The organism is Aeromonas sp. JL9, from assembly GCF_024436075.1.
GTDB lineage: Bacteria > Pseudomonadota > Gammaproteobacteria > Enterobacterales > Aeromonadaceae > Aeromonas > Aeromonas veronii.
Map to the genome: position 1 here is coordinate 17,509 of NZ_JANFNV010000041.1, position 15,089 is coordinate 32,597.

A 15,089-nucleotide genomic window follows, 5' to 3' on the forward strand; every position below is an offset into this window, starting at 1 on the left:
AATGTCTACACCTGAGATAACCATGGCTCGACCAGACTCATAGCAGCAGACATGACCTCCTCGTGCAGGACATAGGAAGGCACCGTGAGACCTTCCCGACCCCACAGGGGTGAGCGACAAAAGAGAGAGGAAGAAGATGAGGCACTAAAAAGGCAAGGCCCCTGACGGGTAACCTTGCCTGATAGCCGATGAATTCAGGTTGCCAGAATGTCGATCAATCGATACTGCGGACTGAATGACGGCGAACCAGAGTCGGGCTGAACATATGTGTCGTCTGGGGCAAGGGCCCACCTTTTGCCAGAGCAATGGCCAGCTCGGCGGCCTGGGTCGCCATGGCGATGATGGGATAACGCACCGTAGTCAGACGAGGGCGCAAGTAGCGGGATATCAGTACATCATCAAACCCCACCAGAGATAGCTCCTGGGGAACCTCGATCCCGTTGTCGCTAAGCACGGACAAAGCTCCTGCCGCCATCGAATCGTTATAACAGACGACCGCCGTCATCTGTTGCCCCCGGCTCAACAACTCAGTCATCGCGGCTTCACCTCCCAGCTCATCCGGACTGCCACGGGAGATCAGGCGCTCATCGACCGGGATATTGTGCTCTTGCAGCGCATCCAGATACCCCTGCATGCGATCCTGAGAGTCAGAGATCTGATGATTTGAACACAGAAACCCTATCTTCTTGTGCCCTTCCTGGATCAGGTGACGAGTTGCAAGCCAGGAACCATAGCGATCGTCCAGCGCCACACAACGGGACTCGAACCCTGGAACGATACGGTTGATTAGCACCATGCCGGGAACATAGCTCATCATCTGGATCAGCTCTTCATCTGGCAGCATTTTGGCATGAACCACCAAGCCAGAGCAGCGATGCCCTATCAACTGCTCTATTACGTGCTTCTCTTTGGCTGCGTCGTGGTAGCCATTTCCGATGAGCAGAAAATTCCCCGTAGCCTGCGCCACCTGCTCAACTGCTTTAACCATGGTGCCAAAGAAGGGGTCAGACACATCAGCAACAATCAACCCCAGCGTTTCGTTGTTCTGATGGGCCAAGGCTCTCGCGTTCGCGTTGGGGTGGTAGTTGAGTTCATGCATCGCCTTGAAGACGGCATCGCGTGACGCCTGACTTGCCTTTGGCGAATTATTGATGACACGTGAGACTGTGGCGACGGATACGCCTGACAGGATTGCTACATCTTTGATGGTTGCCATGAATTAGCTTTTCCGGTGAACGGTATAAATAAAAACCTGTGCTTTACAGGGTAAGGATACTACCGATATTTCCAATGCCTGACACGGCTTTCATACCAAAAGCGGGAGCATTCTATCAATACGAGCGCCTCGCCGTGTAATCATCTTACATACACTATTCTTCATTATCATGCTAATCGCGGATAAAAACGTGACAAAAGTCACACAAAACAGAGGTGCATCTTCCCGGCCTGCTTTCACAAGCGCAGAATAAGGGTAAGCGGTTACACTAAATAAAGCCTAATTAAAACGAGCACCAAGGAGAGATTCATGTTGAAGATACTCGTCACAGGTGGAACTGGTTACATAGGTAGTCATACCTGCTTGCAGCTTATCGCTGCCGGGATGACCCCCATCTTGTTGGACAATTTGGTTAACAGTAAAGAAAGTGTACTAGAACGTATCCACACCCTCAGCGGGCAGCGTCCCCTGCACTATCACGGTGATGTGCGGGATGCCGACCTGCTGGATCGTGTGTTTGCAGACCAACCGATAGATGCAGTGATCCACTTCGCAGGCCTCAAGGCAGTAGGAGAATCGGTAGAAAAGCCTCTCGAGTACTATGACAACAATGTTAGCGGCACCCTGGTGTTGCTGCAGTCAATGCGACGCGCCGGGGTCAAGACCTTACTATTCAGCTCATCTGCCACCGTTTATGGTGAGCCAGAGAGCATGCCCATCACCGAGGAAACGCCAACCTTGAGCGCCACCAACCCTTACGGTCAGAGCAAGCTGATGGTGGAGCGTCTCATCAAAGACTTTGCACGATCAGCTCCCGATTGGTCATTGACCCTGTTGCGCTATTTCAATCCGGTGGGAGCCCATCCCAGCGGTCTAATGGGCGAAGATCCCCAGGGCATTCCTAATAACCTGATGCCTTATATTGCCCAGGTGGCAGTGGGCCGCCGTGCCAAACTCGCCATCTTTGGTGATGACTACCCGACACCGGATGGTACCGGTGTGCGGGATTACATTCATGTCATGGATCTAGCCGATGGCCATGTTGCAGCCTTGAAACATACTCTTGGGCAAGCTGGCGTCCATGTGTACAACCTGGGCACTGGGCATGGCTACAGCGTCCTAGACATTCATGCCGCCTTCTCCAAGGCCTGTGGTCGCGAGCTGCCTTATGAGATCGTGCCCCGCCGTGCCGGAGACATAGCGCAGTGTTGGGCCGATCCAACACGGGCTTACAACGAGCTGGGGTGGAAGGCTAATCGCACGCTTGATGAGATGACGGCCGATACTTGGCGCTGGCAATCCCAAAATCCGAACGGTTACCCCCTTCCATGAATGTACAGAACGAGACAGGCCTTCCTATGCAATTTGAACCAACCGATCACCCCCACCGTCGTTACAACCCATTGATCCAGCAGTGGGTTCTAGTTTCTCCCCACAGGGCGAAGCGCCCTTGGCAGGGGCAGCAGGATGAACCTGATCGCACCCAGCGATCCATTCACGATCCGGATTGCTTCCTCTGCGCCGGCAACACTCGCGTCACTGGTGACAAAAATCCGGATTATCCGTCGACCTTCGTTTTTACCAACGACTTTGCGGCACTGATGGTTGATACACCTATGGCCCCAACCAGCGAGGACCCCCTCTTCCAGCTAGAGAGTGCACGCGGCACCAGCAGGGTAATCTGCTTCTCACCGGATCACAGCAAGACCTTGCCCGAGTTGTCTATCCCCTCCCTCACTGCCGTGGTCAACACCTGGTGTGAACAAACTGCAGAGCTGGGGCGCGAATACCGCTGGATCCAAGTATTCGAAAACAAGGGCACCATGATGGGGTGCTCCAATCCCCATCCCCATGGGCAGATATGGGCCAACGACTTCTTGCCCAACGAAGCCGCGCGGGAAGATGTCGCCCAACGGGAGTATTTTGCCAAACATGGTCGAGCCATGTTGCTCGATTATGCGGAACGCGAGCAGGCTGACGGCAGCCGCACCGTAGTGGAAACGGAACACTGGCTGGCAGTAGTGCCTTATTGGGCTGCCTGGCCCTTCGAAACCCTGTTGCTTCCAAAGTTTGCGGTAACACGTCTACCGACACTGACACCGCAACAGCGTGCAGACCTCGCACTGGCGCTCAAAAAACTAACCAGCCGCTATGACAACCTGTTTCAGTGCTCCTTCCCCTATTCGATGGGATGGCATGGTGCGCCATTCAATGGCGAAGAGAATGATCACTGGCAGTTGCATGCCCACTTCTACCCGCCCCTGCTGCGCTCTGCGAGCGTACGCAAGTTTATGGTGGGCTATGAAATGCTGGCAGAAACACAACGTGACCTGACGGCAGAACAGGCGGCCGAACGCCTGCGTTCCGTCAGCGATATCCATTTTCGTGAACAGGTTTGAGGTTGAGATATGAGTATTGAATCGCCACACAGCGTGACTGAACATACCTTTTACACTCAGTATGGTTATCGCCCGACCCTCGCCATTCAGGCACCTGGGCGTGTTAACCTCATTGGGGAACACACGGACTATAACGATGGCTTCGTGCTACCCTGCGCCATCGATTATCAGACCGTGATCAGTGCTGCCCCCCGCCAAGATAGTCTGATCAGGGTTATCGCTGCCGACTATCACAACCAACTGGATGAATTTGACTTACGCCACCCCATAGAGGCGCGCCCGGAATACCTGTGGGCCAACTATGTGCGAGGCGTCGTCAAATATTTGCTATTGCGAGGCTGTCAACTGACAGGGGCAGACCTGGTAATCAGTGGCAATGTACCTCAGGGAGCAGGCCTGAGCTCTTCCGCCTCTCTGGAAGTGGCAGTAGGACAGATCTTCAAAGAGATGAATCACCTCGACATCAGCCAAGCAGATATCGCCCTGAATGGACAACTGGCGGAAAACAGGTTCGTCGGTTGCAACTGCGGCATCATGGATCAGTTCATCTCGGCTCTGGGTCAGCAAGATCATGCTCTGCTGATCGATTGCCGCAGTCTGGATACCTGTCCTGTGAGCATGCCAGCCGACATTGATGTGGTCATCATCAACTCGAACGTACGTCGGGGCCTGGTGGATAGCGAATACAATACCCGCAGGGCACAGTGTGAAGAGGCCGCACGGCATTTTGGGGTCAAGGCACTGCGCGATCTGACGATGACCCAGTTCACCGAGCGAGCCAACGAACTGGATCCTGTCGTCGCGAGCCGTGCACGCCACGTCATCTCCGAGAATGAACGAACGCTGGCAGCAGCCGATGCGCTTGCGAATGAAGACATGGTCATGATGGCCGAGTTAATGGCGCTGTCCCATGCCTCGATGCGTGATGATTTTGCCATCACAGTGCCTGCTATCGACGCCTTGGTCGACATGATCAAAGAGATCATCGGCAGTCGTGGTGGTGTGAGGATGACTGGTGGCGGGTTTGGTGGCTGTGTGGTTGCATTGGTTCCACAGTCACTGACAGCAGCAGTGTGCGAACAGGTTAATATTCGTTATCCCCAAGTAAGCGGTCTGGCCCCGAGCATCTATATCTGTAAGCCCTCCGCCGGAGCCGGCCCCTGCTGATCTTTCACTACCGAATCAATGTCATTTGATCAGCATAGATGTCTGCGCATATGTCCAAACTGTCATGATATACCTAAAGTGGCAGCCGCTGAACGTTCGCCTTAGTTGAGGTAAACAACTCTCTAAGTGCTTGTTACGGTTAATATGTACACAGTGCAATCGAAAAAAACTCAATTATATATCATCTCCATGAACCTACCTCAGGGACTGCTTCGGCAGTCCCTTTTTCATTGGAGATCTCTATGGCTCATTTGATTGATTCCATGGCCTACACCGGCCAAACACCCTGGCATGGCCTCGGCAATCACCTCCCCCCACAACAGTCCCTCGATGTCTGGCTGCAAGCTGCCGGGATGGACTGGACCATCGAGCAAAGCGATGTGCTATATCAGGGCTCGCCTGATCATCCCATCCTGCACACCTACCCCGACAGCAAAGTCCTCTACCGCTCCGATACCCTGGCACCGTTGTCGGTGGTTTCACAGCGCTACAACGTGGTACAGCCACATGAGGTACTGCACTTTTATCAAGATTTGGTAGAGGCCGGAGGTTTCGAGCTGGAGACAGCCGGCTCGCTGAAAGGTGGCCGTAAACTCTGGGCCTTGGCCAAGACCGGCCAGGATCTAATACTCAAAGGTGGGGACCTGGTCAAGTCCTATCTGCTGCTGGCGACCAGCTGTGATGGCACGCTCTGCACCACGGCGCAGTTCACCTCGGTGCGGGTGGTGTGCAACAACACCCTGCAAGTAGCAGTAGGTAACCAGACCGGCGCCATCAAGGTGTCCCACTCAACACAGTTTGACGCAACTGCCGTGAAACAGGCGCTGGGGCTGGGGGTAAGCCAATGGGACCATTTCGGTCAGTACGCCAAAGAACTCAGCCAGCGCTCCGTGGCCCCTCAAGAGGCACTGCGCTTTTTCAGTGACCTGCTGGCACAGCCTTTGGAGGAAGAGAGCATTGTTCTCACCCGGTCTGTACAGCGTTTGCATGAGCTCTACCAAGGGGCTGGGATGGGGGCAGAGCTGGCCAGCTCGCATAACACCGCGTGGGGGTTGGTCAATGCGGTGACCGAGTATGTCGATCACCATCGCCGCACCCGCAGCCAGGCTCATCGGCTGGATTCCGCCTGGTTTGGCCAAGTGGCTCAACTCAAATCCCGTGCCCTGGCGCAAGCCATCACTCTGCTGCAGTAGGAGAGAACAGCATGTCTTCATTGAACTATGGCGACCACCTTATCTCCCCACGCATCGGGTATGAGCACCACGGGATCTACGCCGGTGACGATTGGGTGATCCACTACCAAAGCCCGTTTTCTGGTCATGACGCGTGTCAGGTTGTCATGTCTACGTTAGGGGAGTTTTGCCAGGAGAAGGACTTTATTATCAGGACCCATCCTCAGCGACTGAGCCCGGATCACAGTGTCAACCGAGCGCACAGCCGTCTGGGCGAACGCAGTTATAACCTGCTGTTCAACAACTGTGAGCACTTCGTGATGTGGTGTATCAAAGACCAGCACCACTCGGCTCAAGTCACGGAGGTTGCAGCCACGTTACTGGCGGCTCAAGTCGCGCGTTCTTCACTGGGGCACCTGACCTCCGTGGCTACCGCTGGGGTAACTGGCGCCTCCCTGGGTTCATCCGTGGCAGGTGGTGCCACCACTGCGGCACTGACATCACTGGTAGGAGGGGCCACTGCGCCAGCATGGGCACCGTTGGCTGTCGGGGCTGCTGCAGCCTACGGCGCACACAAGCTGTGGAACTGGTTAACGGATTAGACGGCTCATCAGTGCCGTCATGGTATCGGTGACCCACTGACGATCATCGTCGGTGAGTTGCTCGAGTTGGTGAGCTAATCTGACGGCTTGCTCAAGGGGCCGCGAACTGGTTTCACGGAGCAAGTCCGTCAGCTCACATCCAAATATTTGTGCCAACTCAGCCAGTCGCACGATAGTCGGAACCACAATCCCCCGTTCCATGCGAGATACCGCCTCCATCCCAATCTGCAGCCGTTCCGCGACTTCCTCTTGGGTCATTCCCCGTTGTTGACGTTGATAAGCAATGGCTCTGCCCACTGCTTTGGCTAACGCGTCCTGATTGATATCCATCACACCTCCATATTCAACTTTAAAAGTTGACACCTAGACTTGTTGACATGAAGGACTCAAAACGATGAGGATCGCCTTTTTTGGTTGAATTTGGTTGGGTGTAAACCGAATGGGTCGAATTACATCAAGACAATTTAGAAGGAAACAAACATGAAGAAATCCATGGTATTGCTGGTAATGCTGGCAGCCACTCAGCAAGCACATGCCCTCAGTGAGTCAGCCGCTGATGCCCCAGGTTGGAAGCAGTTTGGTAACGCTGCTACGGGATACAGCTATGGTGTCTATAACCGGGAGGATTCATTCACCATTCGGTGTCATCCTAACAAACCCGCCACCATCAATGTGGACATCATGAGTGTCGGAAAATACGGCTCTCAGGACTATCAAAGTGATTTCGTTTTTGAAGTGGATGGCAAGATCTTCATTGGCCACCGGGTTCTTCAAGACCAGAAAAGTTTTGAGGAACTCTGGACCGCACTGAGAAATGCGAAAGAACTAGGCGTATATCAACGCGAAAAAGGCAGCCGCAAATTTTCGTTCCCAACAGCGAACATTGCAAACACGCTACCGGCGCTGGGCTCGCCAGGCTTTCCTTGCCAATCACAAGAGACCTATGACGCCGCCGTCCTCGACGAAGACCTGGCTAACATCGAACCGCTGAAGGAGGGCGATGTACAGTTGAGAAAACGCGGTAATCCCTATTACGGCAAAACGACCTGGAACAAGTATCTGCTCGATATCACCAGCCGTAGCAACCGGATGGTGATCACCGACCTCAAGATCAACCGGGGCAGTTGCACGATCGATCCGAAAGCCAAGCTGCCATTTCGGATGGGCTTTGGCGGCAAAGTGACGCTCTCTCTGCTGCCGGAGGACTGTAACCCCCTTGAGGTCACTGTGACCACCCTGGGTGGCGAGCAGACGCTGTCGTTTGACCAATAACCCAACCCAGGGAGGCAGCAGCCTCCCTGTTATTTTTAAAAGGTAACCACAATGAACCGACTTATCGCGCTACTGGTGGCACTTGCCACCAGTGGTGTTGGGGCAGAGGAAAGTGGTTGGTCTAGCAGTTGGGGGCCGGGTACGCAGGCCAATTACACCGTCACCCTCGCAGGCACCACCCTGCTCACCATCATCTGCCGGGATGATGCGCCGCTCACCATGTTGGCGACGGTGAACGGTCATGATTATGGCAGCGACAGCAGACGTCCGTTTGCCTTGTTGGTGGACGGGCAACGCTACGATGCCCCTTACCGGCAAGGAGACTTCACCACGTTCTGGGAGGCACTTCGCAACGCAACCTCGGTGGCGCTATTGCTGCAGTCAAATCCCCCCATCGATTTGCCCACCAACCACCTTGCAGAGGTACTGCCAGCCATTGGCTCGCCAGATAACAACTGTATTGCGCCTGGGTCATCACCGGACTTTGGCACACCGTGACGATGGCTTACACCAACCATTGCAACCACACCCAGAGGGAGGCGAATGCCTCCCTCGTTTTATTGGATATATGACAAGGAACGCTTATGACTATTCCCTTTTTCCGGGATGGCTTTGCCCTGCCCGTTGCCCAAGCGCTGCTCACGTTACTCAATCAAGAGGTTGCCAATATCGGCCTCAACCTCGAGCGAATGACCCAACTCACCTTCAACTTTCGCAGCCCCACCTACAGCCCCGAGCAGGGAGGGGCTCACCCGGTCGAGATCCGCTTGATACGCGGCCTTGATGGCTGGTTGTTCGATTACGTCACCGACTTCAGCTACCAGGGACTGGGCCAGGATGCCGAGCTCTGCAAGGAGCTCGATTTCAACTTCCTGGATGACGAACACTATTTGCAAGGATGGGGGCCTATCCAGCGCTCAGAGGCCCATGAGTTATTCACCCTGTGGCAGACCAACTTTGTTGCCTACTGCCGGATGGCGTACTTCACCGTTACGGTTAGTGGGGAGTAGGAGGTGTGTGATGACTAACGAACTGCCGCTATCTCACTATTCACGCCAGTGGCTTGGACTGGTTGCGGCTAAAGCTAAACTGCAGCCGACTCGCCGGGGCGAGCGCTGGTTGCTGCACCTGACTCCTTGTAGCCCAAACGCTCGCACCGTCACGCTGCACTTACGTTGGACTGGGGAACTGTGGCAACTGCTCTCCCTCACCAATGCCGAGGACTGGCGCACCATGAGTCAGCCCGTGGATGAAATCTGCGTGGACCCCAAGCGCCAATGTTTCTGGCGCTGTCAGGCTGGCCCCGTCCCGCTCTCAGAGCAGCCCCGTGTACTGGGGCGCTTTTTGAGCGACCTGCAGCGTACCTGCATTCATCACGGCTATCGCGTGGAGAGTGACTCCTTACCTCAAGAGGAGGCGAAAGATGCCAAAACAACCGATCGCCGTTGAGCTTGAAGCGATTAATCGAGATGGCGAGACGCAGGTGGTGCGCGACAGTGGCCTGACCGTGCAGGGCTACAGCGTCTACCTGCGGGTGGTAGAGACCAGTGGCCTTGCCCTAGCTACCTGGGTAGCTGACTACGACACCATAGGACCGGCCTACCAACTGGCGGAACGGCTGAGCGTTGTGCTCGCTATCCAACTCAACGTACTGGTCCCCGAACCGCCGATGCCGATGAAGCGTGAGCCCACAGCCATGGCAGCCCCCATCACGACGGCCAGTTGAACTACCCTCAAGATGAACCAACAACACCTCTGCATTTAGCCCCGGTATGCCTCGCGCTGTCGGGGTTTTTCTTTTTCAGGAGACCACCATGCGTTACCACAAACTGAAAGCCGGGGAATGCCCCGGCACTTATGTCGTCACCGAACCGGTGACCGAGCAAGACCTGCTGCGCATCGCTAACCAGATTGCCCGCAAGCGCTTGGCAAAAGGTACTGCCATAACCAGCACCACTGAGGCCGCCGAACGGCTGCAAACCCTGCTACAGGACCGGGAGCATGAGGTGTTTGGCGCACTGTTCCTCGATTCCCAGCATCGCGTGTTGGCTTTTGAGGAGCTGTTTCGCGGCACCCTCGATAGCGCCAGCATCTACCCACGGGAAGTGGTCAAGCGGGCCTTGTTACTCAACTGTGGGGCCATCATCGCGGTCCACAATCACCCCAGCGGTGACCCGGAGCCCAGTCAATCTGACCGGGTCTTTACCCAGGCTCTTAAAGAGGCCTTGGCCCTGGTCGATGTCCGGTTGCTTGACCATCTGGTGGTCGGTGCTGAGGGCATGGTATCCCTGAAAGGGAGAGGTCAGCTATGAACCAGACTCCAGGCAAAACCCACCTCACCGCCCTCGATATCCTCCTCGAGCTGCGCGGCTGGCTGGCAGATAACGTCCAGATGCAGGCTGATCCCGCCATCGTGACCTACCTGCCTAACGGCTACCAGCTCACCCAGGCTGAGTGCATCGAGGTCATTGATGTGCTGCTACATCAGCTGCGCGATTAGCCAATCCGGATCATCAGGTCCAACACCATCACTCACAAGGCCACCTCACCAAAAGTGGCCTTTTGCATTTCAAGGAGCTATTTCCATGTCTGCCTTCATGATTGATCGCAAGGACTACCTGGCCTTTGCCGTGCAGTTGAACCGCTTTTGCAATGCCCCCATGCCACCGCACTACACCCTTGAGTTGCTGCGCACCCTCTGGTGGAACTCACCAATGGATGTCACCAGTACCTGGACGTGGCGGGTAGACCGGCTGGTGCGGCTGATGATGATCGCCAACCGGCGGGCAGTCTGGCATCGCTATCAGCTGGGGCGTCAGGAACCACGTCAGCACCGCTCTACCAAGCTGAGTCCGCTTAAACCGGCCCACCGTTACCACCAAGCACCACTCACCAATGCCGAACTGGTTGCCCTCTACAAATTCACCTGCTACGCCCTGTACCAATCGAGCGAATAGACCGGGAGTCCTGAGCAGGCTCCTCGGCTTGTGAAGGTACTACAGCAGTTGCAACAGGCTCTCGCACAAGACGTGCTGACCCGGCTGTCAATGTGGGAGCAAGCACCCTGGGGAGAGATGTGATGGATCTCTACATCACCCTGACAGTGGCAAGCTCGCCACCGAGTTCAATGGCCCACCTAGCCCAACGTGTCGCCGATGACATGGCACACCTGCATCACCTTCTGGGAGATGCGGTCAGCGATGAACTGGGCATCAGTATCAGCTATCTGGTCGAGCAATTTGCGCTGCTGGCAGCGGCTTACCGTTCACCGGAAGAAAAGGAGAAACATCAATGATTGAGTTCAATGACAGCTTTAGCCAGGCCGCCGTAGCAGAAGCCATGTGTGCTCATTCAGGGCTTGCCAAGCTCATCAGTCAGCAATTGATGCTGCCGGGCTTTGCCTATGCCCACGATGTAGAGGGGCGGCGTATTGGTGGCCCGCTGGTGGCCCCCACCCCGGTGCTGCACAAAACCTCGCTCTTTGTCAGTCCACGGGATATGCGTGAGCACCTGCCACGTGAGATTAACTTCGCCCGCTTTCGCTGCGCCTGTAATGCAGCCGGCCAGCCGGTCGGTGGGTGGCAACGGGTCATTGTCGGGGCCTACGTCAACCACGGTAGTAATGACGAGCCGGATTGGAGTAGTCACACCTGAGCCACGGCCACCAGCACACACAAGAGCCCATACAGCCCCTCACGCCGAGGGGCTGTTTGCATTTTAAGGAAACCCAACCATGCATGACTTACGTGATTACAACACCCTGACCGCTCAGCAGCTCACCGTTGCCATCGGTCAGCTCAACCACAACACCGTGCCGAAGATAATGACCTACCTGGCATTGCGGGCTAGACAGCAGTACCCGCTCGGTAATGGCCGCAGCAGAGCCAAGGCCCTAAAGCTGCTGCGCCGGGTCAAGAAGGCTCACAAGACTGGCCGTATCCCGTTTGAGCTCACCGTGACGGGTTGCCGCATCGACCGAGGCAGTCATCAGGCAGACCGCTACTACTACGACAGGACGCTGTTGGCCCAGGGCTGGCAGCAATACGACACCGAGGAGGACGCTTGGTACTTCGGTATCTGGGTTAACACGAAGAAGCTAGAGACTTTTACCTACGCGGAGGGGGATACCAGTCATGTGATTGCACTGAACGTCGAGGCGTTTCGTACCGAGCTGGCGCGGCTCTACCAGTACCACCCGCAAGCCCCGGCGTTTATGAGCATCGACCCAGAGGCAGGCATTGTGACCCACCATTTTGAAGCCAAACCGGAGGTGTGAAATGGCTAAGAACATCACCATCAAGGTGCCCGGCAAACATCCGCGAACCGGCGAGATCACCACCTTTGAGCTAAAGGGCCAACGCATCGATATCGGCATCGGCGGCCAGGCCGTGCCTTTCCTCATTCACGGTAGGGGGATAGGAACGTCCCTCACTCACATCCCGAGCGGATACCGCATCGCCCTGCTCGGTGGCTGGCTCACCGCTCGTTACGCAATACCTGAGAATAAGCCCAGCAGAACAGTCTGCGCCCAGATGGCCATAGACCGGCTGGTAGCCCAGTACGGCTCGCAGCACCTGCTGGACCGACTCGATTGCAAGCCGGTTATCAACGAGGCGGCTGACTGCGCTCGTTGAGGCCAACCGTCTCGCTCATCCACACACAGCATAAAGGGCCAGCCCTCACAGGCTGGCCCTTTGCATCATTGGAGTCACCGAACATGACCCGTCTTATCACCAGACTCGAGGTGCATCGCTATGCCCCCGAGCTCAACAAGCTACATCTGCGCAACCGCCAGACGTTACCCGCTCCCGGCATCACCACCATCAAAGAGGCCAAAGCCCGCCTGTTTAGCCGATGGCTGCCAGGACATCAGGTGACCATCACTGTGAGCCATCCCGACTACGTCAATCTCACTCGGCTCTACCGGGGCGACTGGCAAGCCTGACCGACCTCCCGAAGCACCTGACCAGACTACGCCAGCGTCACAATGTGCCTGGCACTATCATCCACACCCAGTTGAGGTATCGCTAATCATGACCACGAGCCATTCTGCATACCCTGCAGCCCACAATTCAGAGTTACAAGTTCCCGCACAAGCCTCCTGCATCAGCTGGGGCCTGCCGCGTGATATCTCACCACGCTTTGGCGCTCGTCTGATACAGAGTCGCTACCGGCTCGATTTTCTATCCGATCGAGCCAGTCTGATAGGTGAATGGAGTGAGGCGCAGATAGCCAATCTCGACCAGGCTTTCCCGGAGATCATCAAGGCACTGGAAGCTAAGCTGCTGACCGGCGAACTGGATGCCCAACGCCAGCACTGCATCACTATCCAGCACGGCGGCTTTACCTGCGAAGCCGATACCCTAGGCAGCCACGGCTATGTCTACGTGGCGATTTATCCTAACACTTGCTTGGTCTGTATCCGCCCATAGGAACATATAGTGGTGGGGAGCGAGGTCGGATGCCGCTAGCGGAATAGAGAATTACGTAGATTGACCACGAGCCACTCTTACAAGGTGGCTTAATTTTTTGATGTATATCACAGCTTTCTGCTTTTCTACTGAGCCATAGCCTCGCTCTCTAAATACAGCATTGATTTTGAAGCTTTGGGTATCGTGTCTTGCTGCATCAATGGTTTACCATTGTGGCCAATCGAATACGAACACTGCCCTCCCTGCCGTGGGTGTGACATTGCAGTAGAGCACCAAGGATCATCATGGCCGTCAATCAGACCAAAATCTCCGATGACTTAAAAGCGCTGGTCAGCGCACCTGACCAATCCGAATTTATCTTTGGCTTTATGGCCGCCTATGGACTGCCCAAGGCCACGATCACGCATATCAGGCAAGGAGGGAGCCGCAACCTTGCCAAAGAAGCGGGCCACGTGGGCATCAATTCAAAGTTCTACTTTCAGCCGCTGGATGATGGAGCCGATATCGAGCTCCTTTTTGAACAGCGGATTGCAGAGTGTGCCAGCTCCAAGCACAAATACCGCTTCGTCATTCTCACCGATTTTGTTCGCTTCCTCGCGTGGGACGTGCTGACTGAGGAGAGACTCGATACCGAGTTCAGTGAGCTGTTCCGCGAATATGGTTTCTTCTTACCCTTAGCAGGCCTTGAGAAGGCGATTCTGGGTGCCGAGAACCCTGCCGATGTGAAGGCTGCCGAGAAGATGGGCAAGCTCTTCGATCTCATCAAGAGCCTCAACGAGTTAAGTAGACCTGAGGATATTCATGCCCTCAACGTATTCCTGACCCGGCTGCTATTCTGCCTGTTCGCCGAAGATACGGGGATCTTTAATCAGGGTCAGTTCACCTCTGCCATTAAAGGCTACACCGAGGAGGACGGCAGCGACCTCGATCAGTTCCTCAGTGACTTGTTCGCCGTCATGAACAGCGAACCCAATAGCGAGTTACGCAAAACCCTACCATCTCATCTGGCGGCCTTCCCCTATGTAAACGGCGGGCTGTTCGCGGTGGACGAACCCATCCCGGCGCTCGGCAAGCAGGGCCGAAAGATCCTGCTGGAGTGCTGTATGATGAACTGGGGGGACATCAACCCGGATATCTTCGGTTCGATGTTCCAGGCGGTGATTGATGTCGAGCAGCGCGGCAATCTGGGCCAGCACTACACCTCGTATAGCAACATCATGAAGGTGATCCAGCCACTGTTTCTGGATTCACTGCGCAGCGATCTGAAAAAAAATCGAAAGAGTGCCAATGGCCTCAAAAAACTGCTGGTGCGTCTCGGTAACATCAAAGTCTTCGATCCCGCCTGTGGCTCCGGCAATTTCCTGATCGTCGCCTACAAGGAGTTGCACACACTGGAGCGGATGGCAATTCAAGCCTTACAGCTGCTTGAACCACAGCAGGGCTTCTCCATGAGCAGCCTGCACCTCGATCAGTTTTACGGTATCGAGATTGACGATTTTGCCTGTGAGATCGCCCGCCTTGCACTCTGGTTGGCAGAACATCAACTCAACAAGCAATGGGAGCAAACCTTTGGCTATGCTCGTCCTGCGCTACCCCTGAGATCATCTGGCAACATCGTGAGTGGTGATAGCCTAGTGCTGGATTGGCATAAGGTCTGCCCCAAAGGGATTGAGGATGAGGTCTATGTGATCGGTAATCCACCCTTCTTGGGCACTTTGGGTCGTTCCGGCGAACAAGTTTCCAACATGCGGGATGTAGTGGTCAACTAAATCCGGACACTTGGTTAGGCCGAACCTCGGCTTTTGCTGGCGGTATCCCGTCATTGTATT

At 55.3% G+C, this 15,089-nt stretch carries 22 protein-coding genes; 20 read left to right on the forward strand and 2 right to left on the reverse strand.

The window, feature by feature from the left end; all coding sequences use genetic code 11:
- Positions 1 to 214: 214 nt before the first annotated feature.
- Entirely contained in the window at positions 215 to 1,216 is a 1,002-nt protein-coding gene (gene galR / locus NOM06_RS19405) for an HTH-type transcriptional regulator GalR (protein ID WP_255912808.1), read from the reverse strand.
- 312 nt (positions 1,217 to 1,528) lie between these two features.
- Here galR and galE point away from each other — a divergent pair, with 312 nt between their 5' ends.
- The 5 genes from galE to NOM06_RS19430 all read left to right on the forward strand — a co-directional run bounded on the left by galE (position 1,529) and on the right by NOM06_RS19430 (position 6,556).
- Positions 1,529 to 2,548, forward strand: a complete 1,020-nt coding sequence (galE, locus tag NOM06_RS19410) for a UDP-glucose 4-epimerase GalE (RefSeq protein ID WP_255912838.1) — start codon at positions 1,529 to 1,531, stop codon at positions 2,546 to 2,548.
- A 26-nt stretch (positions 2,549 to 2,574) separates the two neighbouring features.
- Positions 2,575 to 3,615, forward strand: coding sequence for a galactose-1-phosphate uridylyltransferase (galT, locus tag NOM06_RS19415; RefSeq protein ID WP_068982253.1), 1,041 nt, complete (start codon positions 2,575 to 2,577; stop codon positions 3,613 to 3,615).
- 9 nt (positions 3,616 to 3,624) lie between these two features.
- Positions 3,625 to 4,782, forward strand: a complete 1,158-nt coding sequence (gene galK / locus NOM06_RS19420; protein WP_255912809.1) for a galactokinase — start codon at positions 3,625 to 3,627, stop codon at positions 4,780 to 4,782.
- Positions 4,783 to 5,024: 242 nt separating this feature from the next.
- Positions 5,025 to 5,975 carry a DUF932 domain-containing protein gene (locus NOM06_RS19425; RefSeq protein WP_255912810.1) on the forward strand — a complete coding sequence of 317 codons (951 nt, stop codon included), beginning with the start codon at positions 5,025 to 5,027 and terminating at the stop codon, positions 5,973 to 5,975.
- 11 nt (positions 5,976 to 5,986) lie between these two features.
- Positions 5,987 to 6,556 carry a lecithin retinol acyltransferase family protein gene (locus tag NOM06_RS19430; protein ID WP_255912811.1) on the forward strand — a complete coding sequence of 190 codons (570 nt, stop codon included), beginning with the start codon at positions 5,987 to 5,989 and terminating at the stop codon, positions 6,554 to 6,556.
- Here the strand turns inward: NOM06_RS19430 and NOM06_RS19435 are convergent.
- Entirely contained in the window at positions 6,545 to 6,889 is a 345-nt protein-coding gene (locus NOM06_RS19435; protein ID WP_043118721.1) for a helix-turn-helix domain-containing protein, read from the reverse strand. The genes NOM06_RS19430 and NOM06_RS19435 overlap by 12 nt on opposite strands.
- Before the next feature lie 147 nt (positions 6,890 to 7,036).
- Between NOM06_RS19435 and NOM06_RS19440 the strand changes: the two genes are divergently transcribed.
- From NOM06_RS19440 to NOM06_RS19510, 15 genes are all read left to right on the forward strand, one after another.
- Entirely contained in the window at positions 7,037 to 7,828 is a 792-nt protein-coding gene (locus tag NOM06_RS19440; protein ID WP_255912812.1) for a hypothetical protein, read from the forward strand.
- 51 nt (positions 7,829 to 7,879) lie between these two features.
- Positions 7,880 to 8,326 (forward strand): hypothetical protein, encoded by a 447-nt coding sequence (locus NOM06_RS19445; protein WP_255912813.1) that lies wholly within the window; start codon positions 7,880 to 7,882, stop codon positions 8,324 to 8,326.
- Positions 8,327 to 8,412: 86 nt separating this feature from the next.
- Positions 8,413 to 8,838 (forward strand): DUF2787 domain-containing protein, encoded by a 426-nt coding sequence (locus NOM06_RS19450; RefSeq protein WP_255912814.1) that lies wholly within the window; start codon positions 8,413 to 8,415, stop codon positions 8,836 to 8,838.
- Positions 8,839 to 8,848: 10 nt separating this feature from the next.
- The gene (locus NOM06_RS19455) at positions 8,849 to 9,277 is read left to right on the forward strand and encodes a hypothetical protein (protein WP_255912815.1); all 429 of its coding nucleotides are present in this window, start codon (positions 8,849 to 8,851) and stop codon (positions 9,275 to 9,277) included.
- Positions 9,252 to 9,554 carry a hypothetical protein gene (locus NOM06_RS19460; RefSeq protein ID WP_255912816.1) on the forward strand — a complete coding sequence of 101 codons (303 nt, stop codon included), beginning with the start codon at positions 9,252 to 9,254 and terminating at the stop codon, positions 9,552 to 9,554. Before NOM06_RS19455 ends, NOM06_RS19460 begins: the two co-directional genes overlap by 26 nt.
- A gap of 88 nt (positions 9,555 to 9,642) precedes the next feature.
- Positions 9,643 to 10,140, forward strand: a complete 498-nt coding sequence (gene radC, locus NOM06_RS19465; RefSeq protein ID WP_255912818.1) for a DNA repair protein RadC — start codon at positions 9,643 to 9,645, stop codon at positions 10,138 to 10,140.
- The gene (locus tag NOM06_RS19470) at positions 10,137 to 10,328 is read left to right on the forward strand and encodes a hypothetical protein (RefSeq protein ID WP_255912820.1); all 192 of its coding nucleotides are present in this window, start codon (positions 10,137 to 10,139) and stop codon (positions 10,326 to 10,328) included. The genes radC and NOM06_RS19470 overlap by 4 nt, the downstream gene beginning before the upstream one ends.
- An 85-nt stretch (positions 10,329 to 10,413) precedes the next feature.
- Positions 10,414 to 10,785 carry a hypothetical protein gene (locus NOM06_RS19475; protein ID WP_255912822.1) on the forward strand — a complete coding sequence of 124 codons (372 nt, stop codon included), beginning with the start codon at positions 10,414 to 10,416 and terminating at the stop codon, positions 10,783 to 10,785.
- 122 nt (positions 10,786 to 10,907) lie between these two features.
- Complete coding sequence (locus NOM06_RS19480; RefSeq protein WP_136501410.1) at positions 10,908 to 11,123, forward strand: hypothetical protein; 216 nt, start codon at positions 10,908 to 10,910, stop codon at positions 11,121 to 11,123.
- Positions 11,120 to 11,482, forward strand: coding sequence for a hypothetical protein (locus tag NOM06_RS19485; RefSeq protein ID WP_255912824.1), 363 nt, complete (start codon positions 11,120 to 11,122; stop codon positions 11,480 to 11,482). The genes NOM06_RS19480 and NOM06_RS19485 overlap by 4 nt, the downstream gene beginning before the upstream one ends.
- Before the next feature lie 79 nt (positions 11,483 to 11,561).
- Positions 11,562 to 12,104, forward strand: a complete 543-nt coding sequence (locus NOM06_RS19490) for a hypothetical protein (protein WP_255912826.1) — start codon at positions 11,562 to 11,564, stop codon at positions 12,102 to 12,104.
- 1 nt (position 12,105) lies between these two features.
- Positions 12,106 to 12,462, forward strand: coding sequence for a hypothetical protein (locus NOM06_RS19495; RefSeq protein ID WP_255912828.1), 357 nt, complete (start codon positions 12,106 to 12,108; stop codon positions 12,460 to 12,462).
- Positions 12,463 to 12,545: 83 nt separating this feature from the next.
- A complete protein-coding gene (locus NOM06_RS19500) occupies positions 12,546 to 12,773 on the forward strand; it encodes a hypothetical protein (RefSeq protein ID WP_255912830.1) in 228 nt (75 codons plus the stop codon).
- An 88-nt stretch (positions 12,774 to 12,861) separates the two neighbouring features.
- On the forward strand, positions 12,862 to 13,260 hold the full coding sequence (locus NOM06_RS19505) for a type IV toxin-antitoxin system YeeU family antitoxin (protein WP_255912832.1): 399 nt from the start codon (positions 12,862 to 12,864) through the stop codon (positions 13,258 to 13,260).
- 284 nt (positions 13,261 to 13,544) lie between these two features.
- Positions 13,545 to 15,029: a DNA methyltransferase gene (locus NOM06_RS19510; protein WP_255912834.1), complete on the forward strand. Its 1,485-nt coding sequence runs from the start codon at positions 13,545 to 13,547 to the stop codon at positions 15,027 to 15,029.
- Positions 15,030 to 15,089: the final 60 nt, after the last annotated feature.

Excerpts from the sequence above, each read along its gene's own strand:
- NOM06_RS19490 (WP_255912826.1), top strand. The coding sequence starts at position 11,562 with ATGCATGACTTACGTGATTACAACACCCTGACCGCTCAGCAGCTCACC.
- NOM06_RS19445 (WP_255912813.1), top strand. The coding sequence starts at position 7,880 with ATGAACCGACTTATCGCGCTACTGGTGGCACTTGCCACCAGTGGTGTT.
- NOM06_RS19495 (WP_255912828.1), top strand. The coding sequence starts at position 12,106 with ATGGCTAAGAACATCACCATCAAGGTGCCCGGCAAACATCCGCGAACC.
- NOM06_RS19450 (WP_255912814.1), top strand. The coding sequence starts at position 8,413 with ATGACTATTCCCTTTTTCCGGGATGGCTTTGCCCTGCCCGTTGCCCAA.
- NOM06_RS19430 (WP_255912811.1), top strand. The coding sequence starts at position 5,987 with ATGTCTTCATTGAACTATGGCGACCACCTTATCTCCCCACGCATCGGG.
- NOM06_RS19440 (WP_255912812.1), top strand. The coding sequence starts at position 7,037 with ATGAAGAAATCCATGGTATTGCTGGTAATGCTGGCAGCCACTCAGCAA.
- NOM06_RS19485 (WP_255912824.1), top strand. The coding sequence starts at position 11,120 with ATGATTGAGTTCAATGACAGCTTTAGCCAGGCCGCCGTAGCAGAAGCC.
- NOM06_RS19480 (WP_136501410.1), top strand. The coding sequence starts at position 10,908 with ATGGATCTCTACATCACCCTGACAGTGGCAAGCTCGCCACCGAGTTCA.
- galK (WP_255912809.1), top strand. The coding sequence starts at position 3,625 with ATGAGTATTGAATCGCCACACAGCGTGACTGAACATACCTTTTACACT.
- NOM06_RS19460 (WP_255912816.1), top strand. The coding sequence starts at position 9,252 with ATGCCAAAACAACCGATCGCCGTTGAGCTTGAAGCGATTAATCGAGAT.
- galR (WP_255912808.1), bottom strand. The coding sequence starts at position 1,216 with ATGGCAACCATCAAAGATGTAGCAATCCTGTCAGGCGTATCCGTCGCC.
- NOM06_RS19475 (WP_255912822.1), top strand. The coding sequence starts at position 10,414 with ATGTCTGCCTTCATGATTGATCGCAAGGACTACCTGGCCTTTGCCGTG.
- NOM06_RS19510 (WP_255912834.1), top strand. The coding sequence starts at position 13,545 with ATGGCCGTCAATCAGACCAAAATCTCCGATGACTTAAAAGCGCTGGTC.
- galT (WP_068982253.1), top strand. The coding sequence starts at position 2,575 with ATGCAATTTGAACCAACCGATCACCCCCACCGTCGTTACAACCCATTG.
- NOM06_RS19470 (WP_255912820.1), top strand. The coding sequence starts at position 10,137 with ATGAACCAGACTCCAGGCAAAACCCACCTCACCGCCCTCGATATCCTC.
- NOM06_RS19505 (WP_255912832.1), top strand. The coding sequence starts at position 12,862 with ATGACCACGAGCCATTCTGCATACCCTGCAGCCCACAATTCAGAGTTA.
- NOM06_RS19500 (WP_255912830.1), top strand. The coding sequence starts at position 12,546 with ATGACCCGTCTTATCACCAGACTCGAGGTGCATCGCTATGCCCCCGAG.
- NOM06_RS19455 (WP_255912815.1), top strand. The coding sequence starts at position 8,849 with ATGACTAACGAACTGCCGCTATCTCACTATTCACGCCAGTGGCTTGGA.
- radC (WP_255912818.1), top strand. The coding sequence starts at position 9,643 with ATGCGTTACCACAAACTGAAAGCCGGGGAATGCCCCGGCACTTATGTC.
- NOM06_RS19425 (WP_255912810.1), top strand. The coding sequence starts at position 5,025 with ATGGCTCATTTGATTGATTCCATGGCCTACACCGGCCAAACACCCTGG.